This is a genomic window from Mycobacterium sp. 852002-51057_SCH5723018 (assembly GCF_001667035.1).
Lineage (GTDB): Bacteria > Actinomycetota > Actinomycetes > Mycobacteriales > Mycobacteriaceae > Mycobacterium.
Window position 1 is genome coordinate 67,891 of record NZ_LZIR01000070.1, and the last position, 25,680, is coordinate 93,570.

General features: G+C 67.5%; 25 protein-coding genes and 2 pseudogenes. 10 read left to right on the forward strand and 17 right to left on the reverse strand.

The window, feature by feature from the left end:
- Window positions 1-4: 4 nt before the first annotated feature.
- The gene (locus A5764_RS13405) at window positions 5-1,024 is read right to left on the reverse strand and encodes an NAD(P)-dependent oxidoreductase (protein WP_067113988.1); all 1,020 of its coding nucleotides are present in this window, start codon (window positions 1,022-1,024) and stop codon (window positions 5-7) included.
- Window positions 1,021-2,286 carry a nucleotide sugar dehydrogenase gene (locus A5764_RS13410; protein WP_067113989.1) on the reverse strand — a complete coding sequence of 422 codons (1,266 nt, stop codon included), beginning with the start codon at window positions 2,284-2,286 and terminating at the stop codon, window positions 1,021-1,023. The genes A5764_RS13405 and A5764_RS13410 overlap by 4 nt, the downstream gene beginning before the upstream one ends.
- 312 nt (window positions 2,287-2,598) lie before the next feature.
- On the opposite strand from A5764_RS13410, the gene A5764_RS13415 reads away from it, so the two are divergent.
- Entirely contained in the window at window positions 2,599-3,168 is a 570-nt protein-coding gene (locus A5764_RS13415) for a hypothetical protein (RefSeq protein WP_067113990.1), read from the forward strand.
- Between the two features lie 218 nt (window positions 3,169-3,386).
- Window positions 3,387-4,226 carry an FkbM family methyltransferase gene (locus tag A5764_RS13420; protein ID WP_067113991.1) on the forward strand — a complete coding sequence of 280 codons (840 nt, stop codon included), beginning with the start codon at window positions 3,387-3,389 and terminating at the stop codon, window positions 4,224-4,226.
- 66 nt (window positions 4,227-4,292) lie between these two features.
- Here A5764_RS13420 and A5764_RS13425 read toward each other — a convergent pair whose 3' ends face one another.
- Window positions 4,293-5,579: a serine hydrolase domain-containing protein gene (locus tag A5764_RS13425; RefSeq protein WP_067113992.1), complete on the reverse strand. Its 1,287-nt coding sequence runs from the start codon at window positions 5,577-5,579 to the stop codon at window positions 4,293-4,295.
- 68 nt (window positions 5,580-5,647) lie between these two features.
- On the opposite strand from A5764_RS13425, the pseudogene A5764_RS27485 reads away from it, so the two are divergent.
- Together A5764_RS27485 and A5764_RS30065 are read left to right on the forward strand one after the other, a co-directional pair.
- Window positions 5,648-5,815, forward strand: a pseudogene (locus tag A5764_RS27485) (type II toxin-antitoxin system Phd/YefM family antitoxin); the annotation flags it as partial.
- 3 nt (window positions 5,816-5,818) lie between these two features.
- Window positions 5,819-5,907 (forward strand): annotated as a pseudogene (locus A5764_RS30065) (type II toxin-antitoxin system YoeB family toxin); the annotation flags it as partial.
- A 4-nt stretch (window positions 5,908-5,911) separates the two neighbouring features.
- On the opposite strand, the gene meaB reads toward A5764_RS30065, so the two are convergent.
- Genes meaB through mutA form a run of 3 tightly spaced genes read right to left on the reverse strand, consistent with a single transcriptional unit; the run spans window position 5,912 to window position 11,083 of the window.
- Window positions 5,912-6,904 carry a methylmalonyl Co-A mutase-associated GTPase MeaB gene (gene meaB / locus A5764_RS13430; protein WP_067113993.1) on the reverse strand — a complete coding sequence of 331 codons (993 nt, stop codon included), beginning with the start codon at window positions 6,902-6,904 and terminating at the stop codon, window positions 5,912-5,914.
- 25 nt (window positions 6,905-6,929) lie between these two features.
- Window positions 6,930-9,215, reverse strand: a complete 2,286-nt coding sequence (gene scpA / locus A5764_RS13435; RefSeq protein ID WP_067113994.1) for a methylmalonyl-CoA mutase — start codon at window positions 9,213-9,215, stop codon at window positions 6,930-6,932.
- Window positions 9,216-9,220: 5 nt separating this feature from the next.
- Window positions 9,221-11,083, reverse strand: coding sequence for a methylmalonyl-CoA mutase small subunit (gene mutA / locus A5764_RS13440; protein WP_067113995.1), 1,863 nt, complete (start codon window positions 11,081-11,083; stop codon window positions 9,221-9,223).
- 179 nt (window positions 11,084-11,262) lie between these two features.
- Here mutA and A5764_RS13445 point away from each other — a divergent pair, with 179 nt between their 5' ends.
- Window positions 11,263-12,036, forward strand: a complete 774-nt coding sequence (locus A5764_RS13445; protein ID WP_067113996.1) for a TVP38/TMEM64 family protein — start codon at window positions 11,263-11,265, stop codon at window positions 12,034-12,036.
- A 599-nt stretch (window positions 12,037-12,635) separates the two neighbouring features.
- Window positions 12,636-12,887: a hypothetical protein gene (locus tag A5764_RS13450; RefSeq protein WP_067114222.1), complete on the forward strand. Its 252-nt coding sequence runs from the start codon at window positions 12,636-12,638 to the stop codon at window positions 12,885-12,887.
- Here the strand turns inward: A5764_RS13450 and A5764_RS13455 are convergent.
- Window positions 12,884-14,413, reverse strand: coding sequence for a HAMP domain-containing sensor histidine kinase (locus tag A5764_RS13455; RefSeq protein ID WP_067113997.1), 1,530 nt, complete (start codon window positions 14,411-14,413; stop codon window positions 12,884-12,886). The genes A5764_RS13450 and A5764_RS13455 overlap by 4 nt on opposite strands.
- Window positions 14,410-15,099, reverse strand: coding sequence for a response regulator transcription factor (locus A5764_RS13460; RefSeq protein ID WP_067113998.1), 690 nt, complete (start codon window positions 15,097-15,099; stop codon window positions 14,410-14,412). Before A5764_RS13460 ends, A5764_RS13455 begins: the two co-directional genes overlap by 4 nt.
- Window positions 15,100-15,224: 125 nt before the next feature.
- Here A5764_RS13460 and A5764_RS29690 point away from each other — a divergent pair, with 125 nt between their 5' ends.
- Window positions 15,225-15,350 carry a hypothetical protein gene (locus A5764_RS29690; RefSeq protein WP_255361082.1) on the forward strand — a complete coding sequence of 42 codons (126 nt, stop codon included), beginning with the start codon at window positions 15,225-15,227 and terminating at the stop codon, window positions 15,348-15,350.
- Between the two features lie 15 nt (window positions 15,351-15,365).
- Here A5764_RS29690 and A5764_RS13470 read toward each other — a convergent pair whose 3' ends face one another.
- Window positions 15,366-16,760, reverse strand: a complete 1,395-nt coding sequence (locus A5764_RS13470; RefSeq protein ID WP_255361083.1) for an MFS transporter — start codon at window positions 16,758-16,760, stop codon at window positions 15,366-15,368.
- A 181-nt stretch (window positions 16,761-16,941) separates the two neighbouring features.
- Here A5764_RS13470 and A5764_RS13475 point away from each other — a divergent pair, with 181 nt between their 5' ends.
- Both A5764_RS13475 and A5764_RS13480 read left to right on the forward strand, forming a co-directional pair.
- On the forward strand, window positions 16,942-17,376 hold the full coding sequence (locus A5764_RS13475) for a nitroreductase family deazaflavin-dependent oxidoreductase (RefSeq protein ID WP_156664681.1): 435 nt from the start codon (window positions 16,942-16,944) through the stop codon (window positions 17,374-17,376).
- Between the two features lie 153 nt (window positions 17,377-17,529).
- Window positions 17,530-18,366, forward strand: coding sequence for a hypothetical protein (locus A5764_RS13480; RefSeq protein ID WP_156664663.1), 837 nt, complete (start codon window positions 17,530-17,532; stop codon window positions 18,364-18,366).
- On the opposite strand, the gene A5764_RS13485 is transcribed toward A5764_RS13480, so the two are convergent.
- The 6 genes from A5764_RS13485 to A5764_RS13510 form a co-directional block, all read right to left on the reverse strand.
- On the reverse strand, window positions 18,363-18,731 hold the full coding sequence (locus tag A5764_RS13485; RefSeq protein ID WP_067114002.1) for a thiocyanate hydrolase: 369 nt from the start codon (window positions 18,729-18,731) through the stop codon (window positions 18,363-18,365). The two genes, A5764_RS13480 and A5764_RS13485, sit on opposite strands and share 4 nt — an antisense overlap.
- Window positions 18,732-18,738: 7 nt before the next feature.
- Complete coding sequence (gene scnC, locus A5764_RS13490) at window positions 18,739-19,440, reverse strand: thiocyanate hydrolase subunit gamma (RefSeq protein WP_067114003.1); 702 nt, start codon at window positions 19,438-19,440, stop codon at window positions 18,739-18,741.
- A 17-nt stretch (window positions 19,441-19,457) separates the two neighbouring features.
- Entirely contained in the window at window positions 19,458-20,297 is an 840-nt protein-coding gene (locus A5764_RS13495) for an SH3-like domain-containing protein (RefSeq protein ID WP_067114004.1), read from the reverse strand.
- 491 nt (window positions 20,298-20,788) lie between these two features.
- Entirely contained in the window at window positions 20,789-21,145 is a 357-nt protein-coding gene (locus A5764_RS13500) for a DoxX family protein (protein WP_067114005.1), read from the reverse strand.
- A 12-nt stretch (window positions 21,146-21,157) separates the two neighbouring features.
- A complete protein-coding gene (locus A5764_RS13505) occupies window positions 21,158-22,300 on the reverse strand; it encodes an SPFH domain-containing protein (protein ID WP_067114006.1) in 1,143 nt (380 codons plus the stop codon).
- A gap of 28 nt (window positions 22,301-22,328) precedes the next feature.
- Complete coding sequence (locus tag A5764_RS13510) at window positions 22,329-22,763, reverse strand: NfeD family protein (RefSeq protein ID WP_067114007.1); 435 nt, start codon at window positions 22,761-22,763, stop codon at window positions 22,329-22,331.
- Window positions 22,764-22,820: 57 nt separating this feature from the next.
- Here A5764_RS13510 and A5764_RS13515 point away from each other — a divergent pair, with 57 nt between their 5' ends.
- Window positions 22,821-23,738, forward strand: coding sequence for a hypothetical protein (locus tag A5764_RS13515; protein ID WP_067114008.1), 918 nt, complete (start codon window positions 22,821-22,823; stop codon window positions 23,736-23,738).
- 97 nt (window positions 23,739-23,835) lie between these two features.
- Here A5764_RS13515 and A5764_RS13520 read toward each other — a convergent pair whose 3' ends face one another.
- Both A5764_RS13520 and inhA read right to left on the reverse strand, forming a co-directional pair.
- Window positions 23,836-24,852 (reverse strand): ferrochelatase, encoded by a 1,017-nt coding sequence (locus A5764_RS13520; protein WP_067114009.1) that lies wholly within the window; start codon window positions 24,850-24,852, stop codon window positions 23,836-23,838.
- A 16-nt stretch (window positions 24,853-24,868) separates the two neighbouring features.
- Complete coding sequence (gene inhA / locus A5764_RS13525; RefSeq protein ID WP_067114010.1) at window positions 24,869-25,678, reverse strand: NADH-dependent enoyl-ACP reductase InhA; 810 nt, start codon at window positions 25,676-25,678, stop codon at window positions 24,869-24,871.
- Window positions 25,679-25,680 lie beyond the last annotated feature (2 nt).

A 25,680-nucleotide genomic window follows, 5' to 3' on the forward strand; every position in this document is an offset into this window, starting at 1 on the left:
CACCTCAGATCGTCCCGGCCTCAACGGCATCGACGATCCAGGGTATGACTTCGTCCAGCATGGAATCGAGCGAACTTGTCGCCTCGAAGCCGAGAACTTGGGAGGCCTTGTGAACATCCGGTGAGCGCAGTTGGACATCGTGCTCGAACGGCGGATCGCTTTCGTAGCGAAACGGCGTATCGGGCCGCATCTTCTTCCAGATCACCTCCGCCAGCTCCAGGACCGTGGTCGCCTGGGGCGTCGAAAGGTTGAAGTCGCCGTTGAGGGCGGCCGGGTGTTCCAGGCAGATACGGATGCCGCGAGCCAGGTCGCCGCCGTAGGTGTAGTGCCGCACCTGGGTGCCGTCGCCGAGGATGTGCAATGGATCCTGGCCCTTGGCCACTTTCTGGATGAGGTCCGGCACGACGTGACTCATGGCGAGTTTGACGTTGCCACTGGGGATTTCGCGACCGCCGAGCGCCCGTTGCTCGCCGGTACCCACGCAATTGAACGGGCGGATGATGGTGTATGGGAGACCGTATTGCTCGTACGCGCCGTGCGCGAAGTACTCACAGGCGAGCTTCTGAAATCCGTATGTGCTTGTCGGGGGCGGGCATTCGGTGATGTGCTTCTCCGGCGTCGGGAAAACGGTGGCGTTCTCGAATACCATCGACGAACTCATCACATTGATCTTCTTGAGCCAGCCCTTGCGATATGCGTAGATGGCGGCGTCGAAATGGGCGGCCGCGATGCGTTCATTCTCGGCCAACAGATCGTAGGCATACTCGTGGAAGTAGGTAATGCCGCCGATCCGGGCAGCACTTGCCACCATCTGGTCGCAACCCTCGACAAGGCGACACATCAGATCAACGTCTTTGACGTCGCCCTCGACGAACTCGTAGCGCGGGTGTTCGTCGTAGCTTTTCTTGACCTTGCCGTACTTCGAGTAGTTGTCGATGCCGACGACTTCGTGCCCGGCTCGGAGCAGCTCGTCGACGACGTAGCCGTTGATGAATCCCGCGCTGCCAGTAACCAGTACCCTCACCGGGCCGCCGCTCCCGCGCCTACCTTCGTCGTCGCCGCCGGGGCCTCATCCGCAGCGTTGTCGTCATACTGGTTCACGTCCAAGCAACTCCAGACGTCCTCGACGATCTTGCCGCGCGGGATTCGCAGCCCCCGGTAGATGGAGTGGGGCACGCCGACGACGAGGACGTCGGCACGGCCCAAGACGGCGTCCAGCGGGTAGTAATCCGGGCCGTCCAGGAACGGATCGTGCAGCATCACCTTTTTGGCCTCCAGCATCAGGAGATGCCGGAGCTTGAAGCTCAGCGAGTCGCGCGTGTCGTCGCAATCGGCCTTGAACGTCATACCGAGAAGGCCAACGGTCTTGTCGCGCAGGTTGACCCGGCGCTTGAGCATGTTGACGATGAACTGCGGCTGGCCTTCGTTGACCAGCATCGCCGCGTGCCCGAGCATGAAATTGTTGTTGCTGAAGGCGGCGAGCTGCATGGTGTCCTTCAGCAGGCAAGGGCCGGCCGCCAATCCGGCTCTGGGCAGGCTGTCGACGCGACCATTCTGGTAGGTGGCCGCGTGATGGACGCGGTCGAAGTCGAGCCCAGCCTCCCGACTGAGCAGGTAGAACTGGTTGGCGACCGCGAACTGGATGTATCGGTAAGCGTTGCAGAAGAGCTTGGCCAGCTCGGCTTCCTGGGGCTCGACCTCGATGATCTCGCCGGCTATCCGCGAAAAGAGTTCGCGAACGATCCGGCGTCCCTCAGGATCGAAGCCGCTGATGATCTGGGGAATGATCCTCAGCTCGCGGATCGAGTGGCCCTGCGCGATGCGCTCCGGGCAAAAGGCGACGTGGACGCCGATCCCCCGCTCTTGGAACATGTCGTGGACACGCTGGCTCAGCCCCGGGTAGACCGTGCTTCTGAGGACCAGCGTCTGCCCATCGCGGAAGTAGGGGCTGATCTCGTCGATGATGCGAAAGAAGGTGTGCGCCTGCGGGGTCAGGTATTCGTCGACCGGTGTCCCCACGACGCAGATCACGATGTCGGAATTCCTGACCGCCCATGAATCGGTGGTGGCCGTGATACGCCCGGTCGGCAGTAGCCGCTTGAGCAGATCCTCGGCTCCATCCTCCACGAACGGCATCCGGCCGGCCATGATGGCCTTCAACGCGGCCACGTTCGTATCCAGGATCTCGACGGAAAAACCTTCGTCCGCGAGCACCAGCGCCAGCGGTAGCCCAACATGCCCGGCGCCGCCGATGATGCAGATGCGTTCAGTGGGATGAGCTGACATGCGAAAACCGCCCCCTCCGCTTTGCTCAAAACCCCGCCCCAGGGTCGAACAGTTACAAGAGCAATCCCTTACTGAGATGGATCCCGATGCTGGGAGCCTACGAGATCAGGTCCCGCTCTGCAGAGTTTCTGGCAAATATGCACGACGTCATGCCTCCGGCGATCCCGGTGAAGCCAAGAGCATGGTTGCCGCGGCGTAGAAGCTGCCCGTGTAAGCACCCGAAACGCCCTCCGCCCAACGGGAAGTTGGTAGCCGCCGCGAGAACAGCCAGTTTCAGTCACGGCTTTCAAATCTCCGAGTATTTTTCTGGCTATGCAGGTCACGGGGGGCTTGGTTGCATACCCTGGTTCGGTCAATAGCCGTAGGAAGCTGCGCTACCTTGCCGTGGCGCTGGTATTCCTACCAATCGGCCAGGGCCTGATCCAGTTCATAGGCGCTTGGCTGGGCAACTACACCGCCGCATCGCTTCTAGCAGCGGCTATCGTCACCGTTCCCAACTTCTTGGCTAATAAGCACTTCGTCTGGCGCGTGACATCGGATGAGAAGTTGCGCGAGCAGGTGGTTATATTTTGGATTGTCGTGATGCTGGCCGTGTCACTGGCCACCTTCTCCACGTACCTGGTTGATCATGCGCTGGTTGATAAGACAACAGCCATTCGTGCCACGGCGGTATTCGTGGTCCAGGTGCTCGGCTTCGGCGTCGTCTGGATAGGCCGCTTCTTCATTTTGGACCGCTGGTTCTTCAATCTCGCGAAAGAAGCAGAGGATGCCAGCCCGCGAGCCCGACCCGATCTAGCCGGCTTAGGCTTACTTCGCCGACTTGCACCGGCAATGCTTGATACAAGTGAGCCCATGGTCGTACGCACAGCAGCAAGAAGTTGAGCACTCAGTCACGATGTGATTGGCGAAATCCCGGCCTGATCTGTTCGGCTGGACTGGCACGTCGGCTTGTCGTGGCCTCTTGCCCAAGGCCGGCAGCGAGGCTGAGTTGGGCAGCAGACACCAGACGGCTTCCCTGACCCAAACACAAATCCGTCAGCGGGCGCAACCGACCGCAAGCTAGATTTGGTCCGATGAAAGTTGCGTGGAGGGAAGCGCACATGAGCACGAGCCTGCATGATCTGCTCTCACCACAACGCCTCACCGAGATAGTGGACGTCGGCGCAAACCCGATCGACGGCGACCCACCCTACTCAACGATGCTGGCCGCCAAGCTATGCCGCGTCACCGGATTTGAACCTCAACCAGAGGCCTTGCAGAAACTGGAAGCGATGCGAGGCCTGAACGAGGTTTACCTTCCTTACGCCGTCGGCGACGGCGCCGAACACACGCTCACCGTCTGCCGTGGATCGGGTATGACAAGTCTCTTCGAACCGGACCCGGATACCCTAAACCTCTTCGAATATCTCAAACTTTTGGCGACCGTTGTTGACCGCGTCCCCGTGCACTCCCGCAAACTCGACGACATCACCGAAATCCAGCACGTCGATTTTCTCAAAATAGATGCTCAAGGCAGCGAACTCGCGGTGATGCAAAGCGGCGCAACCAAACTCGCCGAAGCTGTAGTAGTGCAAGCCGAGGTGTCCTTTGTGACTCTATATCGCGAGCAGCCGTGCCTGGGTGAGGTCGACCTCGAACTGCGAGCGCAAGGTTTCATCCCTCATTGCTTCGCGGCACTCAAAAATTGGCCCATCACACCATTTGTCGACCCCGCTCGGCCGTTCAACCAACTCCTCGAGGCCGATCTCGTCTATGCGCGAGACTTCGCGCACGCAGACTCGATGAGCAACGAGCAACTTAAGCACCTCGCGCTCATTGTCCACTGGTGCTACAGCTCGTTCGATCTCGCTCTTCACTGCGTGCAGTTACTCGAGCAGAGACAAGTCGTCGAGCCCGGCGCGCAGCAGCGCTACCGTCAGCTCGTAGCAGCCTTGGGTTGACCCCAGGACAGCGACAAAACCCTTGCCGAGCAGTGGGAAATCGAAGCTCAGCACCGCCGCCCTAGCTCAGCCGGCGACCGCCCCCGGCTCGGAGAACGGCGCCCCGAACTCGGTGATCGGCTGCAGCCCACGTTGGCGCACCTTGGCGACGGCCTGCCGGATCAGCTTGTAGATCCCGACGAACGCGGCGTGATCGGTGATCGAGAACGGTGTCAGCAGCCGGTTGTGCACCAGCGCGAACGCCACACCCTCGGCGGGGTCGGCCCAGCCGACCGAACCGCCCAGCCCCACATGACCGAACCCGGGCATCACGTCGCCGAAGGGCAGGCTGTGGTAGCCGAGGTGGAAAGCCAACGGCACGAAGAGGTTCCGGTCCGGCCGCAGGCTGCGTCGACCGGTCAGGCCGGCAACCAGCTCGCGGGACAAGAATCGGGTGCCGTCGATCTCGCCGCCGTTGGCGATCGCCCCGTACATGCGCGCCAGCGCGCGGGCCGTCACCACGCCGTTGGCTGCAGGGATCTCGGCGTCGAGCAAGGGGACCTCGCCCTGGACGGCGGCGATCACGCCGGGGAAGTACATTGACCGCCAGCCGCCGGACAGCTCGTTGGCGACCTTGCGCGTCACGAAGTTGACGACCGAATTGTTGATGATGCTCTGCGGCATGATGATCTGGGCGGCCCGCGTCGGGGACTCGGTGGGGGGCCGGCCCAGGTGCATGCCGTCGGTGCCCAGTGGCTCGGCGAGCTCCTCCCGAATCAGCGCACGCATGCCCTCCCCGGTGACCGCCCGGGCCAGCCCGGACATCAGCCAGCCGAACGTCAGCGCGTGATACGCGGACTTGCCGAGCAGGCGCCCCGGCGGCGCCGCGGCGAGCCGCTCCTCCATGACGAGATGGTCGAGCAGGTCTTCCTGGGTGGCGCCCCGCAGACCCGACAGGCCGGCGGCGTGTCGCATCACCTGACGCACGGTGAGGTCCGCCTTGCCGTTGGCGGCGAACTCCGGCCAATACTCGGCGACGGGCGCCTCGTAGTCGATGAGCCCGCGATCGGCGAGCCGGTGGATGACCGTGGCGGTCATTCCCTTGGTTGCCGAGAACACCATCGCGGCGGTGTCGGCCGACCACGGCACGTGACCGCCCCGGTCTGCCCAGCCGGTCCACACGTCGACGGCGGGGAGGCCGTCGACGTACACGGCCAGCGCGCCGCCGCCAAACCGGCGGCCGGGAAACATGCTGGAAAAGCTGCGAACGGCGCACGCAAAATGGGGATCCGCCGCACCGAACACACGATGGCCGGCGCCAGGGCCATCGTGGTGTGGGATCGCGCGGCGATCGATCCGAGACTCCGTTGTCACGCTAACGAATTTACTTGGATGACATACCTTCTGTAGGGCAATCGTGGATTTAGTTACCTTTCCGTTAGCAACCCGTGCGCATCACCTCCAAAGCCGGGGATGCCGTATTGATGTCTGCGGACGACGACTCGTGGCAAGAGACTGTCTACCTGCTGCGCTCACCCGAAAATGCCAGGCGACTGATGGAAGCAGTGGCCCGGGACAAGGCAGGGCACCCGGGATTGACCCGGTCCTTAAAATACTGGTCCCGCCGTATCCACGACGAACATCGGCTGTGTATCGAGCGGGCGCCGACGACAAAATCCTCAAAGCCCGATACCACTACTAGTCTGCTACTGGTCTGCTGCGGCCTTCAGGATTTGCTGGGCGGCCAGCGCCGGGGTCAGCTCCCCCGCCTTGACCCGCCGTTCCACGTCGGCGCGCATCTCGCGTACCTCCGGGTGGGACAGCACCCGGTCGACGACCGTGTCGCGCACCAGCTGCCACGTCCAGTCCACCTGCTGGGCCCGTCGGCGCTCCTCGAACTCCCCGGCCTCGCTGAGCACCCGGCGATGGCGCTCGATGGTGTCCCACAGCTCCGCCAGGCCGGTTCCCTCGATCGCGCTCATGGTGAGAACCGGTGGGCGCCAAAGTGTTTCACGGGGGTGGATCAGCCTGATCGCGCTGGACAGCTCCCGGGCGGCCGAGCGCGCCTCGGCCAGGTGCTCCCCGTCCGCCTTGTTGACCACCACGATGTCGGCCAGCTCCAGCGCGCCCTTCTTGATGCCCTGCAGCTGATCGCCGCTGCGCGCCAGGGTCAGGAGCACGAAGGTGTCCACCATGTTGGCCACGGCCACCTCGGACTGCCCGACCCCGACGGTTTCGACGACGATCACGTCGAACCCGGCGGCCTCGAGCAGCACGATGCTCTCCCGGGTGGCCTTCGCCACCCCGCCGAGGGTTCCCGACGTCGGCGACGGACGGATGTAGGCGTCCGCGTGCACCGCCAGGCGCGCCATCCGGGTCTTGTCACCCAGGATCGAGCCGCCGGTGCGCGTCGACGACGGGTCGACGGCCAGCACGGCCACCCGGTGGCCCCGCTCGATCAGGTTCGTGCCGAGGGACTCGATCGTGGTGGACTTGCCCACGCCGGGCACCCCGGTGATGCCGACGCGATGTGCGTTGCCCGAGTCCGCCATCAACTCCAGCAGCAGCTGCTGGGCCTTCTCCTGGTGATCGGCGCGGGTGGACTCCAGCAGTGTGATGGCCCGCGGCAAGGCGGCGCGGTCACCGCCGCGGACGGCCTTGGTCAGTTCCTCGACGGAGTAGCTCTGCTCGCGTGTCATGTGGAAGGCGCCGGGAAGGGTCCGGTCACTGGCCCAGGTCGTACCCCAGCCGCTCGGCGAGCTTGTGCAGCAAGCCGATTGCGGCGTCGGCGATAACCGTGCCGGGCGGGAAGATGGAGGCGGCCCCGGCGGCGTACAGCGCGTCGAAGTCGCCGGGCGGGATGACGCCACCGACCACGATCATGATGTCGGGCCGCCCGACCTCGGCCAGCGCGTCGCGCAGCGCCGGCACCAGCGTCAGGTGGCCGGCGGCCAGCGACGACACCCCGATGACGTGCACGTCGTTGTCGGCGGCCTGGCGGGCCACCTCCTCGGGGGTGGAGAAGAGCGAACCGACGTCGACGTCGAACCCGATGTCGGCGAACGCCGTCGCGATCACCTTCTGCCCGCGGTCGTGGCCGTCCTGCCCCATCTTGGCCACCAGGATTCGCGGCCGGCGGCCGTCGGCCTCGGCGAACTTCTCGACCAATTCGGTGGCGCTGGCGATGTTGGTGGCCCTTCCGGCTTCGTGGCGATAGACCCCGGCGATGGTACGGATCTCCGCCTGGTGACGGCCATACACCTTCTCCAGCGCGTCGGAGATCTCGCCCACGGTGGCCTTGGCCCGCGCCGCGTCGATGGCCAGCGCCAGCAGGTTGTTGCCGAGCCCGTCTTCCCCGACGCGCCCGCGGGCGGCGGCCGCGCGGGACAGCTCGGCCAGGGCGGCGTCGACGGCCGACTGGTCCCGATTCGCGCGCAGCTCTTGCAATTTGGCCAGCTGCTCGGCACGCACGCGGCTGTTTTCGACCTTGAGGACCTCGATCTCCTGGTCCTCGTCGGCCTGGTACTTGTTGACCCCGATCACGGGCTGCTGGCCGGAGTCGATACGGGCCTGGGTGCGCGCCGCGGCCTCCTCGATGCGCAGCTTGGGGATGCCGTCGTCGATGGCCTGCGCCATGCCGCCGTGCTCGGCGATCTCGGCCATGTGCGCGCGGGCCTGCTGCGCCAGCCGGTGGGTCAGCCACTCCACGTAATACGAGCCGCCCCATGGGTCGATCGGCCGGGTGGTGCCCGACTCCTGGGCCAGGAGGAGCTGCGTGTTGCGCGCGATGCGGGCCGAGAAGTCGGTGGGCAGCGCCAGCGCCTCATCCAGCGCGTTGGTGTGCAGCGACTGGGTGTGGCCCTGGGTGGCGGCCATCGCCTCGATGCAGGTGCGCGCGACGTTGTTGAAGGCGTCCTGGGCGGTCAGCGACCAGCCCGAGGTCTGCGAATGTGTGCGCAGCGATAGGGATTTGGGGTTCTTGGCGCCGAATCCGGCGACTAGTTCACTCCATATCAGCCGGCCGGCCCGCAGCTTGGCGACCTCCATGAAGAAGTTCATCCCGATGCCCCAGAAGAACGACAGCCGGGGCGCGAACTTGTCGATGTCGAGCCCGGCGTCCAGGCCCGCCTTGATGTAGTCGACGCCGTCGGCCAGCGTGTAGGCCAGCTCCAAATCCGCTGTGGCGCCGGCCTCTTGGATGTGGTAGCCGGAGATCGAGATGGAATTGAACTTGGGCATCTTGGCGCTGGTGTAGGCGAAGATGTCGGAGATGATGCGCATCGACGGCTTGGGCGGATAGATGTAGGTGTTGCGCACCATGAACTCTTTGAGGATGTCGTTCTGGATGGTGCCCGCCAGCTTCTCCGGCGGCACCCCCTGCTCCTCGGCGGCCACCACGTACAGCGCCAGGATCGGCAGCACGGCGCCGTTCATCGTCATCGACACCGACACCGACGACAGGTCGATGCCGTCGAACAGCTGCCGCATGTCGAGGATGGAATCGATTGCCACGCCTGCCATTCCGACGTCGCCCTGCACGCGCGGATGGTCGGAGTCGTAGCCGCGGTGGGTGGCCAGGTCGAACGCGACCGACAGACCCTTCTGCCCGGCGGCCAGGTTGCGGCGGTAGAACGCGTTGGAATCCGCGGCCGTCGAGAACCCGGCGTACTGGCGAATCGTCCAGGGCTGGTTGACATACATCGACGGGTAGGGGCCCCGCACGAAGGGCGGCTCGCCCGGGAAGCTGTTCAGCGGATAACCGTCGGCCGCCGCGGCGGCACGGTCGGCGGCGATGTACACCGGTTTGACGTCAATGCCTTCCGGCGTATACCACCGCAGCTGCTCGGGTGCGTATTCGTGCGCCGACGCGGCCGCGGCGATGTGTTCTTCGACGGCGGCCTCTGTGGGCGGGCATCCCTCGCGGTCGCCGTGCAGCGGCACGTCTTCGAAACTGCCAATGGCGCCGGTCGGCGCCGGAGCCGCTTGGTCGGCGACATTGTCAACAGTCATAGCGGCTACGCTCCCAACCGGGTGAGCAGGTTCGATAAGGCTTGCACCGCATCGATTTTCGCGGTCAAAAACTCGTCCGGCCGGTGCTGAGCGTCCCCCAGCGCCTGCTCGGACCCCGCCAGGTAGACCCTCGACACACCGGCCCTTCGCGCCGACTCCACGACACCGGACGCCTCGTCGCGATAGCGCTTGTCGGTCCCGCAGATGACCGCCACCGGCGGCGAGCCCGCTTCCGATACCGCGGCGGCGGCCCCGGCGGCGTCGACCGGCCCGGGGTTGGCCGCCTCGATGCCGCCCGACGCAAGCAGGTTGGCCGCGAACGTCGTGCGGACGTTGTGCTCGGCCAACGGGCCCAGCGGCAGCAGCAACGCCTTCGGACGGGAGCCGGTGCGCGCCAGGAACGCGTCCGAGCGATCCCGCAGCGCTTCGAATTCCGCCGCGTAGCGCCGCACCGCCGATGACGAATCACCCTGCGGCTCCCCTTGCCTCAAAGGCGGTTCCTCGAGGTTCGGGTATTCGTTGACGCCGGTGATCGCGGTGCGTCGATGCGCGATGTCCTCGGCGCGTCGCGTGGCGATGTCGGCGATCTGCTCGGCGACGAAGTCGCGCGCGTCGGCGAAGCCGCCCCGCGCCTCGATCGCCTGGAACTGCTGCCACGCCTGCCGGGCGAGCCGTTCGGTGAGGTCCTCGACGAACCACGAGCCCCCGGCCGGGTCCAGCACCTGACCGACGTGCGACTCCTCCAGGAGCAGCAGCTGGGTGTTGCGGGCGATGCGGCGCGCGAACCCGCGCCCCACGCCGGGGAAGCCGCCCGGGATCGCCACGTCGAACGGCAGCACCAGCACGGTGTCGGCGCCGCCGACACCGGCGCCGAACGCCGCCAGCGTGCCGCGCAGCATGTTCACCCACGGGTCGCGCTGCGTCATCATCGGCAGCGACGTCTCCGCGTGCACGACGGCCGCGCCGCCGTCGGGATCGCCGGCCACCTCGGCGACCCGCGCCCACAGCCGGCGCGCGGCGCGCATCTTCGCGATCGTCAGGAACTGGTCGTCGTCGGCTGCCAGCCGGAAGCTGACTTGCCGCAACGCCTTTCCGACCGGGAGCCCGGCGTCGGTGAGCGCCCGCAGGTAGGACCCCGCGGCCGCGACGCCGGCGGCCAGCTCCCAGGTGGCGTTGGCGCCGAGATTGTGGAAGGCGGGGCCGTCGACGGTGATGGCCCGCACGCCGGGTGTGCCCGCCGCGCGCGTCGCGGCCGCGAGCACCTGCTCCATCGAGGGGGACGCCCGGCCGCTCAGCTTGCCGGTCAGCGGGTCGGCGCCCAGGTCGATCGACACCGTCGGTTTGTCCGCGACCCGGTCGGCCAGCTCCAGCAGGGCCTCGACAGCCTCGGCGTAGGCGGCGCCCGCGTCGAGGACCACCGGCACCAGGTCCAGGTAGACACCCGACAGCAGCCGCTCGAGCTCGCCGGCTGCCACCCCAGACTCACCCACCCGGATCAGCAACGCGCTGACCCCCTCGGCGAGGGCGGCCAGCACCGCGGCGTTGTGGTCACCGCCTGTTTCGGGGCCACTGGGCCCCGGGAACGTCTCGGCGACCTTCCATCCCGCGTTGACGTCACGCAGCGCGTCGCCACCACGCACGTAGGGCCACTCGCCCGGCAGCGGCGGCTCCGGCAGCTCGTCGAGCGCGGTGTACAGCGCCCGGACCGCGATCCCGTCGTAGGTGGGGGTTTCCAGCAGCCGCTCGGGCTCGTCCCCGAGCTCCCCGGGGTCCTTGCGGGTGCTCTTGGACAGCACACCGGCGACCGCAGTGCGCCAACGCTCGCGAACCTGTTCTAGGTCGGCGAGCTCGGGTACATCAATGGACACCGATTGCTCCCTTTTTCCCAGCTGATCGGGCTGCTCCGGGGATTGCCACTTGCTAATGAGGCTAATTGATGAGGCCTCGCCGGAAAAAACCGCAAGATGCGGCCGTCCGGACAGCTCCGTGCCGAAACGCCAGCCTCGGGAAACGAGCTATCCATGTCGGGCCCGTAACCTTGACAGGCGTGACGGATCCCGCCACCAGCAAAATCACCGAGAGGCAACGCGACATCGGCCGCGGGCTGCGCGCGGCGGCGCGGCAGCTGGCCGGCCCACGCACCTTGGCCACCGTGGTCGGTATCACACTCCTGATCGCGGCCGCGACCTGGCTTCCCTCGCCCAGCCCGGTGCAGATGCGGGATTGGGCGGAATCGGTGGGCCCGTGGTTCCCGCTGGCGTTTCTCGGCGCGCACATCGTGGCGACGGTCTTACCGCTCCCCCGCACGGCCTTCACCCTTGCGGCCGGGCTGTTGTTCGGCCCCCTGCTGGGCGTGCTCATCGCGGTGGTCGCCAGCACCGCGAGCGCGGTGCTGGCGATGCTGCTGGTGCGCGCGGCGGGGTGGCAGCTGACCCGTCTGGTGCGCCACCGATCGATCGTGACGGTGAACGAGCGCCTGCGCAAACGGGGCTGGGCGGCCGTCTTGTCGCTGCGCCTGATCCCCGTGGTGCCGTTTTCGGCGATCAACTACGCCGCCGGCGCGTCGGCCACGCGGCCGCTGCCGTACACGCTGGCCACGGTGGCCGGTTTGCTGCCGGGCACCGCCGCCGTCGTGGTCCTCGGCGACGCGATCGCCGGCCATCCCAGCCCCCGCCTCTTCCTGGCGCTGCTGTGCACGGCCGCGTTGGGTGTGACGGGGCTGATCATCGAGGTCCGCCACTACCGGCACCACCATCGGCGCAACACGCAATGCGCCTCACCCGGCGACGAGCCTTCCCCCGAGCCGGCCGTCGTCGGCTGACCGCCGTCCATCCTCGCGGTCTGAAGCGAACCTGAAGATATGAGCCCTGGCCTGCCGTCTTCAGGTTGACTTCAGCTCGGCTTCCTACCGTCGCCGGCATCGCCACATCGACTAGGAGGCTCAGTGACCGGCGAAGAATCGACTCACAGCACATTCGGGCAAGGCGAACCTTCGGTAGGCGCCGAGCCCGCGGCTCCAGCCTTTTATGCGGCCACCCCCCATGGCCCGACGACGGCGACACCACGATCGCTCGTGCACCGACACCCCGTCGGCGTCGCGGTCGCCGCCGGCCTATCCGGCCTGGCCGTCGGAGCCTTCTCCGCCGCCACCTTTTTCGGCCTGTGCGGACCGCTGTCCCCGCCGCCGGGCTGGGGGCCGCCTGCGCCGCCGCCCCCGGGCGCCTGGGGCCCTCCGCCCCCACCGCCATTCGGCTGGGCTCCGCCACCACCACCGCCCGGAGCGTTCGGCTTCCCACCGCAGCCGGGCCGGCCGGTGCCACCTGAGATCCCCTCCCCTCCGGGGGCGCCGGGAGCATCACCTTCGGTCCCCGCAACGCCGACGCCGCCAACCCGATGAACAACGAACAGGAGAAATGGTCCATGAAGATCAAGCAACTCATCGCCGGTTCCCTGCTCGCGGGCGCCCTCGGCGTGGCCGCGACCGGCTTTGGCGCCACGGCGGCAAGCGCGGAGCCGCCCCCGCCCCCGCCGGCGCCGGGACAACCCGGACCGCCGCCGCCCGGACCCGGCGGGCCTGGCGGACCGTTCGGCCCGCCCCCGCCCGGACCGGGTGGACCCGGCGGACCGTTTGGGCCGCCACACCCCGGACCGCCGCCGCCGCCGGGGTTCTAGAGCCGGCCCTCGAAGGGGAGGCTGAGCCGGAATTGGGCCCCGCCCTCGTGCGGAAGGCAGGCCAGCGTCCCGCCGTGGGCGCGCGCCAGCGCCCGTGCGATCGGTAGCCCCAGTCCGGCGCCACCGTGGTCCCGGTCGCGCCCGGCGTCGAGGCGCACCAGCCGCTCGAAGATGCGGTCGCGCTCGTCGTCGGGAACGCCGGGGCCGGTGTCGGTAACGGTCACCTCGGCGGTGTGGTCGCCGGTGCGGAGGTCGATGGTGATGGCGCCGCCCGCCGTGGTGTACCTGCGGGCGTTGTCGAGCAGGTTGGACAAAATCTGCGTCAGCCGGGTCGGGTCCGCGCTGACGTGGAGCTTGGCCAGGCCGGTCCGCGAGACCGTGAGCCGGGGTGCCAGCAGGGCCGTCCGGTCGGCTTCGGCATCGACCACGGCGGCCAGATCGACGTCCTGCAGGTCCAGCGGCAGTCCGGCGTCGATGCGGCTCAGATCCAGCATGTCGGCGACCAGGCGTCCGGCGCGGCGCGCGTCCGACAGCAGCAGGCTGGCCCGGCGGTGCTGGGCGCGCGCCTCGTCGTCGCGCTGCTGCGCCGCGCTGGTAGCCAGTTGTTCGGCGGCGACCTGGATGCCGGCGATCGGCGTGCGCAGCTCGTGCGCGGCGTCGACGAGGAATCGCCGGGTGGCCGCCTCGGCGCGCGGGGCGGCCGCGGCCGCGTCCTGGGCCCGCCGCTCGGAGGCTTCCAGCGCCTCGAGCATTCCGTCGAAGGCGCTGGCCGCCCGCCCAAGTTCGGTATCGGTGCGCTTGGGCCGCAACCGCCGGCCGCGGTCACCGGTCGCGATGTCGGTGGCCAGCGCGGTGAGCCGGTCCAACGGCCGCAGCGCGGCCCGGCTCACCGCGACCAACAGCAGCGCCGCCACCAACAGCGTCACCACGCCCGCCCCGATCATCAGCTGACGCAGCTGACGGGTCACCTGCGTGGTCTGGGTGGTATCGGCCACCAGGATCAGCCGGGCGCCGTCGGGCAGCGGATGCACCAGCTCGGTGGCCGTCGCGTCCGGCGGCGCCGGTGGTTCACCCGGTGCTGGCGGCGGAAAGCCCGGTGGCGGAAGAGGAACGCCCGGCGGGAAGGCCGGGTAGCCGGGCGGCATGGGCGGATAGCCCGGCGGCAAAGCCGGCGGTGGTGGCCAACCTGGCGGAACGAACGTGCCGATTGCGGTGTCGGGATTGATCGCGGCGTCACCGTAGCCGGCGCCGTCGGCCGTGACGACGAGCGCCCGCACCGCGCCGCCGTTGAGTTGGGCGGCGATTTGGTTCGGCGGGGTGTGCGCCGCCGCGAGCGCGTCCGCGCGGGACGTGGCCGCGAGCAGCCGGTCGTTGAGGTCCCGGCGGGCCTGCGCGCGCAGGGTCATGTCAATGACCGTCCCCACCACCAGCAGCAACACCGCGAGCAATCCGATCACCACGACCGTCACCCGCAGCCGCAGCGACGGCGTCGGTGTCGCCGGGTCGGTCGCCCCGGGGGTGCTCATGATCGGTGCGGTTGCAGTCGATAGCCGATGCCCCGCACGGTGTGCACGATGCGCGGCCCGTGCGCCTCGAGCTTGCGCCGCAGCCCGCTGACGTGCACCTGCACCAGGTTGGGGTCGTAGGCGTCGTAGCCCCAGACCGCGCTCAGGATCTGGTTGGCGCTCACGATCCGGCTGCGCTGCTCGACGAGGAAGTGCAGCAGCCGCAGCTCGGTGGCGGTCAGGTCCAGCGCGTGTCCGGCGCGGACGGCGACGCCCGCGTCGACGTCGAGCATCAGGTCGCCGACCTGAAGGGCCTGTGGCAGCCGTCCGCGCCGGCGCAACACCGCACCCACCCGGGACACGAGCTCGGCCAGCTCGAACGGTTTGACGACGTAGTCGTCGGCCCCGCCGTCGAGGCCGCGCACCCGGTCGGTGAGGCCGTCGCGGGCGGTGATCAGCACGATGCCCGCGTCGCCCCAGTCGCGGATCACGCCGATGAGCTCGAATCCGTCGCGGCCCGGCAGCATCACGTCGAGCACCACCAGGTCCGGTCGCAGGCCATCGAGCGCCCGTTCCAACCCGTCGCCGTCGCGGCACGCGTCCGCGTGGTATCCGGCGTCGGCCAGCGCCTCGCTGACCATTTCCCGGATGGTCTCGGAATCCTCGACCACCAGCACCCGCGGCGTGCCGCGCCGGGAATCAGCCATGCCTCATTGTTAGCGCTCCCTGCCGGCGAAACGACCTGGGAAGCGGCTTTCTTCAGGTTCGCTTCAAGTTCGCACGAGCCGCACGGTCCGGGCGGTCGCTGCAGGAATACCTGCGCGGCCTGCCCGTGGAGACAGCCGATAAGCCGACCGTCCGCGCCGTCGTCGCCCGTGCCCGCGCCCGGGTGGACGCGACGGGAGCGCGCCTCGATGCGGCCGCCATCCTCGCCGCCAAGGACGCCGATCGTCGGTGACCGGCCGGGTTGCGTCTACACCGCCCCGCCGGTGCCGGGCAGCGCGCCCAGGTCGGCGCCGGGCGTGGTATCTGCCCGGCCTATCCGATCGGCCGACGGTCGCGAACCCAGCAGCGGCCTGCCGGCCACTTCCGGGGCGAAGAACAGAGTGACGGCGCCGACCGCCCCGGCGAACATGAGCATGTACGCCGGCACCATCGGGTTGCCGGTGCCGGCGACCAGCGTCTCGGCGATCAGCGGCGTGGTGCCGCCGAAGGCCGACACCGCGATGTTGAATCCGATCGACACCGCGCCGTAGCGCACGTTGGTAGGAAACAGCGCGGGCAGGATCACCGGCTCGAGGCTGCTCAAGAACAGCATGGGCAGCCCGACGAGCAGCACACCACCGAACTTCGTCGGATACCCCCCGCCGAACCGCATCAACGCAAACGCCGGTAGCGAGACCGCGATGAGCAGCCCGCAGCCCGTCCACATCAGCGGTTTGACGCCGATGCGGTCCGACAGCATCGCGACGAGGAGCACCCCGACCGTCAGGACGGCCAGCACCGCCAGGACCATCACCAGCGCCGCGGTGTCCCCCACGCCCGCGGTCTTCTTCAGGTAGGTCGGCACGTACCCGCTGACCATGTAGCTGGTGTCGGTGACCGCAAGTTCCACACCCAGGCAGATCAACAGCGGCTTCCACTGGCGCACGACCGTCTGCACGAATTGCTTCCGACCGGAGAGCGGCTGCTGGCGCGCGTGCACCTCCTCGTACTCGGGCGATTCGTCGATCCGCGACCGCAGGTAAATGGCGATCAGGCCGAGCGGAGCGGCCAGCAGAAACGGGACGCGCCAGCCCCAGGCCAGCATGTCGGCGCTCGGCAGCGCCGTCTGCAGCCCCGTCACCAGCGTGGCGCCCACCACGAAGCCCGCGAGAGTGCCCACCGGCAGGAATCCGGCCATCATGCCCCGCTTCTGGTCCGGGGCGTGTTCGGCGATGAAGGTCATCGCGCCCGCGTATTCGCCGCCGGAGGAAAGGCCCTGGCAGACGCGGATGACCGTGAGCAGGATCGGTGCCCAGACCCCGATGGTGTGGTAGACGGGCAGCACACCGGTCGCGGCGGCGCACACCGCCATCAGCGAGATCGTCACCACCAGCACGGGCTTGCGCCCGATGCGGTCGCCCAGGGGGCCGAAGATGAACCCCCCGAGCGGTCGCACGACAAACCCCGCCGTCATCGTGCCGAAGGTGGCGATGAGGCTTCCCGTGCCGGAATTCTCCCCCGGGTAGAACTTCTGCGCGAGGATCGTGGCGACCAGGCTGAAGAGGGTGAAGTCGTACGCCTCCATGAAGTTGCCGATCGCCGTGCCCTCGATCGATCGACGGGCCGCGCCGGCATCGACCACGGTGATCCCTTCCCGCGTCAAACGTTCCCGCCGTGACGCTAACCCGCTTTGCTGCGCATCGAGAGAGTGGCATACCCGAAAGTGCGGCCGCCTATGCGGCCGTTGCGACTCCCCGGGCTGGGAGGATGGAAACATGACCGAACCGCACTCCCCGTCCCTATTTGCCAGGGCCGGTGGACGGCTACTGCGGTCGCGTCCGCTCATGCGCGCGCCGGTGTGGATCTACAAGGCTCGGGCGGGCGCGCTGTTCGGCTCGCGAATCGTGATGGTCGAACACATCGGCCGCAAGTCCGGCGCGCCGCGCTATGCCGTGCTGGAGGTCGTTGGTCACCGTACCCCCGACGCCTACGTCGTCGCCTCGGGCTTCGGCCGAAAAGCCCAGTGGTTCCGCAACATTCAGGCCAACCCGCGCGTCCGCGTCTACGCCGGCAGCCACCCGCCGAGGCCCGCCACCGCGCGCGTCCTCGACCAAGACGAGACGGACCGAACGCTGGCCGCCTACCGCGCCCGTCATCCCCGGGCGTGGGAGCGGATGCGCCCGGTGCTGGAGGAGACGCTCGGCGCGCCGATCACCGATACCGGCACCCCGCTGCCGATGGTCGAGTTCCGGCTGGATCAGGGCCGGCCGCCCGCCTAGCCGTCCGGATCTAACCGCCCCCCGCGAGCCGCTGTGTCAAAGGTGTTCGCGCCCCGCTGGAATGGCGTTTCGAGCCGCAAATCCTCCCCCGGTGCATGCTAAATTCGCCGCGGGAGTTCGTGCGAGTCGGGGGGGATAATGGATTGCACTAGCTTGTGGAGCTTCGTCAATTCGGCATCGACGTACGCGTCGCTTGCCGGGTTACTTGCGGGGTTTCAGTTTGCCGCACTGTCCATACTGCTGGCTAGCGGCAAAGCGCACGACACCGAAACGATTGGTTTATTCTCCGCCGGTTTTCTCACGCTGGGATTAGACAGCTACCTCTTTGCGCAGCTCAGCGGTTTGCCAAAGCAGATGACTGGTGCACTCTGCCGGCTCGGCTGGGGCCAAGCAGTAACCGCCGGGGGGATGCTCGCGGTCGGCAGCGTGGCGTTGGTTTGCGGTTTGTGCTGGTTGCTGGCCCTGCGGGAGGCGTTCTCCCCTCAGCAACGCATCTACTTGATGGGCCTTGGGGGCCTCATGGTGGGCGCGATGGTGTTCGTTGCCATCTTCCGTTTGTGCATCGCGATAATGAGCTATTTGCGTGTCGTCTTGCCGGATGCGCCGGCGGCTGTCGGTCCATCGATAATGACGGTCGGCCCGCTGCTCGGAGCCATTCTGGGCATTAATACCGTAAAGCGTGTTCGCAGAGCGGGTGTGGTCGATGGTTCCAAGGATGAAAGCCTTGCCCGCTTATCGCGTGGCACCTCGTTTGTGGTCGGGTACGCGGTGGTCAGTACCGTTTTCGCTACCGCATTGGCCGCGATTGAAACCATATCGCTTAGCTCCAATTTCGGGCTTATCGTAAGAGTCGGTGGAACGGTTTTGATAGCGACCCTCTTGCCTGCCTTCGTTATTTATCTCCTTTCGAGCTCTATCGGCAGGGGCACCGGCACAACATTCGGCCCGCGTCGCCGACTGGCGTCGCGTCTGCGCGGGCAGCCGACCTAGGCTTCGAGCCGAGCGCGGATGATCGCCAGTCGCCGCTGCAGCTCAGCCTCACCGAGGACGCCGCGGACGACAAGTGAGTGCGCCAACGACACGAGCTGATTCTCGGGGTACGGCAGACCGGCGTAGACGCTGGCAGACAGTTCGTCCTCCTCGTCGCGACGCTCCTTGAAGTCTGGCACCTTGACGTCGCGGCAGTCGCTGTGGTCCAAGGCATCACACATGCCGTCGAGGCTGGTCTTCCACGGCGGTACCGGATTTTCGACACCGTACTTTGCGGCCATGCGCGGCCAGACTTGATTACGTTCGACGATGCGCGCCAGCGTCTCGATCGGCCCATCTTGGTTGGGGTTGAATGCCGTACCCATTGCGGCCTCAGTCACCGATCCCATGAACGGCCGGGCGGGTGTGGGTGATCACGTTGGTGGTAACACCGGCCTTGGGCAGCGCCACGCCGATCAGGCAGTCGCGGGTCACGATCTCGGTCAACTGATCCTCAGTCCAGCCCTCGGTACCCTCCGGCCGCATCGGCATCACCATGAAGCGGTGCTTTTGGTTCGAGTCCTGCACCCGGACCTCAACGTCGTCGGGCAGATACAGTCCGAACTCGGCGAGCACCTGGCGGGGCCAACGCACCATTCGCCGCCGATAGTTGGGGGTGCGGTACCACTCTGGCGAATTGCCGAGGATGGGCCGTGGGTAGCACGAGCACAGTGCGCAGACGATCACATGGTGCAATTTCGGTGTGTCCGCGAGGATCTCGAAGGCCGTGAAGTCGCTCGGCGTCCCGAATCCGGTGGGCTCGAGCCAGTCGACGCCGACCTGCTTGCTCGCGGTCATCGGTTCGGTGAGGGCGAGTTGCTTGAAGTCGGGGTCTAGCCAGGCCCGCGCGACCAGGCGCGCGGCGGGTGTGGGGCCGATCTGCTCGGCGAATTCGGTGAAGTGGCGATGCTCTTCGGCGGTGAAGATTCCCTTCTCGATGCACAATTCGCGCAGCGCGATCTCGAGCACCTCGAAATCGGTGATCTCGTCCACCATCGGCTTGACCGTTCGGTCGTGGTCGTGGTCGTGGGTCATGTCCGTGCCTTCCTCGGCTAGCTGGCCGCCTCGAGCCAGTGCTCGGGCAACTCCGTCTGCAAGGTGTCGGTCGACGTCCCGGTGTAGCCGTGCCACAGCTCGGACTGGTTGAACTGAACGACGTAAAACCACTCCGGTTTCGCGTCGGAGCGGTCCCAGGTTTCGTCCTCCGCGGCCGGGCTCTCATAGGCGATTGTCGCGATCACTCCCGTTGCGCCGCGCGTGTATTCGGGGGTGCGGGTATAGAAGACGACAGGAAGCTCGCGAACCCTCACCGCTTGGCCGACGGCGAACTTGGGCTCACCGGCCAGGCCGGCATACACCTGAGGGTCGCCCTTGCCGACGGCATGCTGGTGGTGGCGATTACGCCTTACCTGCGAGCCGTCGCCTTCGAAGTTCGGCTGCGCCTCCGGCTTTCTGCCATCGAGGCCGCCGGCGTAGCGTGCCTTCACCTCGGCCATCCGTTCGGTCAGCTCGGTGAGACCGATGTGGTGCTTCTCCACCAGGACGCGAGCGACGGCCAACAGCCAGCGACCGTAGTACGGAAGCCCCAGGTATTGCGCCCGCCCCACGTCGACGTTGCCGATTCTGCGCCGTTCCTCCGACAGCCAGATGCCCCGCCAGGCGAGCACCTCGCAGATCACGTAGGTCGCTTCTTCCCACTGCTCGTACTGCTTGTTCTCGTAGGTCATCGGCGCATCAGGCTCACCGCCGACGTCGTGCACCGGCTTGAGGTACGCGGTCAGGCGGTCATGGTCGATCAGGTCAGGGGTCGGAGCGTCCGGAAGTTCCGGATACGCCGATTTCAAGCGTGCAACCAGATCAAGCTGCGCTGCGCGCTCGGCGGCGGTGCTCATGGATGCTCCCTTCGTGATGCGGATCTCGCCTCGAGGACGCCCGACTGCAGAACGTATTCAGCAAAATGTCGCTGCTTTGCGACCGCCGTGGCGGGGGCGCTCAGCAACCTCGAGTAGATCTGCAAGCGCGCGTCGCGGGATTGAATTTGGGGCACCGCCGGCCGAGATGAGCACGCCATTTTCGCCCCCCTCTCTCGGTGTCGCGGCAGTACAGCCCGTGGTCGGCAGGGCCGAGATGTGCCGAGGACCTCGCACGCCGCATCCGAAGCAGAAAACCAGGGGACACAACGTGTTTGGCGGTATGGCAAATCGGCGAGCCTGGCTGCGATGCCGCCCCCATCGATCGATGACACCGAACTACCTAACGGCTTGACGCTAGCACTGGCCTAATGGCTAGGCAATACGAATCGAGGCAGGAACGAGGCGCAAACCGACGATTCACAGTCGCCTTTCAGCAAACTCGGAATCCGTTGCGTCGGCGGTTCGCCGGTTTAGCTGCGGTCCGGTCCCTTCACGGTCATCGCGGCGAAGGTGGCCAGGAACGCCGCGGCCGGAAGGGCGTTGACGATCTTGTCCCGCACCCGGATGTGCGCGCCCACGGCCAGGGCGAAATACAGCGTCAGCATCGCCGTCGTCAGCCTCGCCAACGCGGGAAACCGGTTGACCGATAGCAACCCGACCGCGGCGGCCGCCTTGACCACCGGCAGCGCGGGCCGAACGCTATCCGGAAGCCCCACGTCATCCAAAGTCTTTTTGATGGGGGCTATTTGGACGCCGCACGCGACGGCGTCGACGGCATGGAAAGCGGCCAGCGCCGCATAGGTTTTCGGCGAGGTGAGCGCACTCATAGATCAGCAGCCCTATTGGGTCAACTCCGGCGGCGCCCCCGGGTGACCATCCACCGGCTGGTGGGCTATCGCCTCGGCCTTGGCCACCGCCTGGGCAATCGCCGGGTCGGTTTCGGTGGAGAACCAGTCTTTGACTTCTTCGTCATCTTCGGCGGCGTGCCTGGCAACGTCCTCGACCGGCGAAGGCTGGAACCTGAACACCCCGTCCTCGCCCGGCGCGCCCAGCAGCTTGGTGAATCCCTGCAACGCCGCACTGAAGTCGCTGGGCACCACCCACACCTTGTTGGCGTCGCCGCGGGCCATCTCCGGCAGCGTCTGCAGGTACTGGTAGGCCAGCATCTCCGGGGTGGGCCGGCCGGCCTTGATCGCGGCGAACGTCTTCTCGATGGCCTTGGCCTGCCCCTGCGCCCGCAGGTACGCCGCGGCGCGCTCACCCTGGGCGCGCAGCATCCGTGACTGCCGTTCGGCCTCGGCGGCCAAGATCGCGGCCTGCTTGGCGCCCTCGGCGGCCAGGATCTGCGCCTGCTTGGCGCCCTCGGCCTGGGTGATCGCGGCCTGCCGGTTCCCTTCGGCGGTCAAGATCATCGCCCGCTTCTCGCGGTCGGCCTTCATCTGCTTTTCCATCGAGGCCTGGATTGACGGCGGCGGGTCGATGCTGCGCAGCTCGACCCGGGCGACCCGCAGACCCCAGCGGCCGGTGGCCTCGTCCAAGACGCCACGCAGCTGGCCGTTGATCATGTCGCGAGAGGTCAGCGTCTGTTCCAGCGTCATCCCGCCGACCACATTGCGCAGCGTGGTCGTGGTGAGCTGCTCGACCCCGACGATGTAGTTGCTGATCTCGTAGACGGCGGCCTGCGGGACGGTGACCTGGAAGTAGACCACGGTGTCGATGTTGAGGGTCAGGTTGTCCTCGGTGATCACCGGCTGCGGCGGGAACGACACCACCCGCTCGCGCAGGTCCACGCGGGCTCGGACGCGGTCGATGAACGGCACCAACAGCGTCAGCTGCCCGCTGACCGTGCGGCTGTAACGACCCAGCCGTTCGATCACCGCCGCCTCGGCCTGCGGGATCAGCGCGACGGACTTGGCCACCACGATGATCGCGAAGACGATCAGCACGAGCGCTACCACTAACAACGCGACTGCACCTTGCATCACGTTCCTCCTATTTGTCTGCCAGCGATTAAAAGTCCTTGAATACCACCGCGGTGGCGCCGCTGATCTGCATGACCGTCACCCGCTCGCCCGGCTCGTACACATCGTCGTCGTTGAAGGGCCGCGCCGTCCACACCTGGCCGTCGAGCTTGACCTGGCCCTCGTCGCGAGCGACCCGGTCCAGCACCAGCGCGCTCTTGCCCTGCAGCGCCTCGATGCCGGTCGGCAGCCCCTTCGCCGGGGTCAGCCGACGCCGCAGCGCGGGCCGCACCAGGACCAGCAGCAAGACGGACACGACGAGGAACACCGACGCCTCGGCCCAGACCGGCCATTCCAATAGCCAGCTGCAGCCCGCGGTGGCCAGCGCCCCGCCGGCGAGCATCAGCAAGGACATGTCGCCGGTCAGCGCTTCGGCGCCGGCCAGGACCAGCCCGAATATGAGCCAAATCACCGCGGCGGGCATGCGGTCAGAATACGCGTGATCGGCCTTTGCGGGACCAAACAACTACACTCCGAGATCATGTGGTGTCCCAGTGTTTCGCTGTCCCTGTGGGCCAACGCCTGGCTCGCGGGCAAGGCCGCGCCCGATGACGTCTTGGACGCGTTATCCCTTTGGGCGCCAAAACAATCCGTCACCGCGTATGATGCCGTCGCCGCGGGCCACACCGGACTGCCGTGGCCCGACGTGCACGACGCCGGGACGGTCACGCTGTTGCCGACGCTGCGCGCGGCCGTCGGCCGGGCATCGGCGCCGTCGCCCGGCGTTCCGGGGCGTTTGCGGGGCACGATCAACGTGGTCGTGCCGGTGCCCGGCGATGTCCGCGGCCTGGCGCCCGGCACGCAGTTCGGGCGCGATGCCCTCGCCGCGGGCGAGGCGGTCATCGTCACCAACCCCGACCATCCCGGCACCGCCGTCGGGCTGGTCCCCGAGTTCTCCTATGGCGATTCGGAGGAAGCCGACGACGACATCGTGCCGGAGTTGTGCGCGCTGGCGTGGACGGTGTACTCGCTGCCGGGGGCGCCCGTGTTCGACCACTACGAGCTGGGCGACGCCGAATACACGCTGCGGTCGGCCGTGCGGTCGGCCGCCGATGCGCTCGGCGAGATCGGGCTGGGCGCCGCGTCCGACGTCGACGATCCGCGCGGGCTCGTCGAGCAGCTGCTGGAATCCACACGGCAACACCGCATTCCGGACCACGCGCCGTCGCGCGCGTTGCGGGTGCTGGAAAACGCCGCCCACGTCGACGCCATCATCGCGGTCAGCGCGGGGCTGAGCCGATCGTCCGACCTCCCCGGGGACCGCATCGCCGTCGGTATCACCCAATCGTCGTCGCAAGCGCAGATCGCCACCGATGCGCTGCGCCCGCTGACCACGGTGGTGCGGTCGGCGCGGATCGCCGCGGTGAACGCCATCCTGCACTCGGCCTGGGCCGAGTAGGGCGCTCGACAGCCAAGTGCCCTGGGCGGCGAGTGTGAGCCGACGGCGTCCAGTGTGAAGCGGTGGCGGGACTGCTCGGCGTGTCGCCGCCCACGTTTCACTCTGGAGGACTTGGGAGTGCCGCGCAGTGCGGCGGCCGGCACGGCGCGCCGTTGACGCTCGCGAGGCAGCCCGGAACCGGGTCGGGTCCGCTGACCCGTTCGGGCTTTCGGTCGTGGCGGAGTTCGTCGATCAGGCCGGCGGCCAGCCGCGCGAATCGGCGGTCCGCGTTGGGCGTTGCCGCGCGCGCGAATGCCACCCCCGCCGCCTCGGCTTGTGATCGCAACTCGTGGTCGAGGTCCCAGACGACCTCGATGTGGTCGGCGACGAACCCGATCGGGCAGACGATGACAGCCTTGACGCCCGCGGCTTCCAGCGCGCTCAGGTGGTCGGCGACGTCGGGCTCCAGCCACGGGATCTGGGGCGGCCCGGAGCGCGACTGCCAGACCAGGTCGTAATCGTCATACCCGGCGGCCGCCGCGACCAGCATTGTGGCGTAGGCGACCTGGCGGCTGTACAGCCGAGGCCCGCAGCGTTCGTCGGCGGCCAGCGGGACGGAATGCGCGGTGAACACCAGCCGCGCCTCGGCCGGTACGGTTTGGGCGGCCGCCGCGATGGCACCGGCGAACATCTCCACGAAGAGCGGGTGGTCGAAATACGGGCGCAGCTTGACCAACTCCGGCGCGTCCGGACCGGCCGCCCGACGCGCCCGGGCGATGTCTTCGGTGTATTGCGTGCAGCTGGAATACCCACTCCATGCCGACGTGGTGAACACCGCCGCGCGACGAATGCCGTTGTCACGCATGGCCGTAACGGCGTCTTCGACGTAGGGTTCCCAGTTACGGTTGCCGAAATAGACCGGGAGGTCCAGTTCGGCGCGCAGCTCGGCGATCAGCGCGCGGTTGATCGCGTTGATCGGTGACACCCCGCCGAAATGCAAGTAGTGCTCGGCGACTTCGTCCAGGCGCTCGGCCGGCACGTTGCGGCCGCGGGTGACGTTCTCCAGAAACGGCCGCACCTGCTCGGGGCCCTCCGGCCCGCCGAAGGACAGCAGCAGGACGGCATCAAAAAGCACGGTATTCCATTGCGCCCTAAAGTAATTGGGTGCTCGCGCCGCCGTCGGCGTAGACGACGGTCCCCGTCGTGGCAGGCAGCCACTCGGAAAGCAAGGCGCACACCGTCTTTGCTACCGGCGTGGGGTCCTTCATGTTCCAGCCGACGGGCGCGCGCTGGTCCCAGCCCTCCTCGAGCAGCTGTATCTGGGCGCCGGCCTCGTCGCCGAGCGCACCACCGACGATCGCGCTCATCGCCAGCGTCCGGATCGGCCCGGCGGCAACGAGATTGGAGCGCACGCCGTACGGGCCGGCCTCCCGTGCCACGAACCGGTTGACGGATTCCAGAGCGCTCTTGGCGACCGTCATCCAGTTGTAGGCCGGCATGGCGCGGGTCGGGTCGAAGTCCATGCCCACGATGGAACCGCCGGGGTTCATGATCGGCAGCAACGCCTTGGCGAGGGAGGCGTAGGAGTAGGCGGAGATGTGGATGCCCTTGGAGACGTCCTCGTAGGGCGCGTCGAAGAACGGGTTGATGCCCATCCCGCTCTGCGGCATGAAGCCAATCGAATGCACCACGCCGTCAAGCCTGTTGCCCTCCCCGATCACTTCGGTGACCCGCCCGGCGAGGGTGTTGAGATGCTCGTCGTTCTGCACGTCGAGCTCGAGCAACGGGGCCTTCTGCGGCAGCCGGTCGGCGATGCGCTGGATCAGCCGCAGCCGGTCGAACCCGGTCAGCACCAGCTCGGCGCCCTGCTCTTGGGCCACCCGCGCGATGTGAAACGCGATCGACGAGTCCGTGATGATCCCGGTGACCAGAATCCGTTTGCCTTCGAGCAGTCCTGCCATGT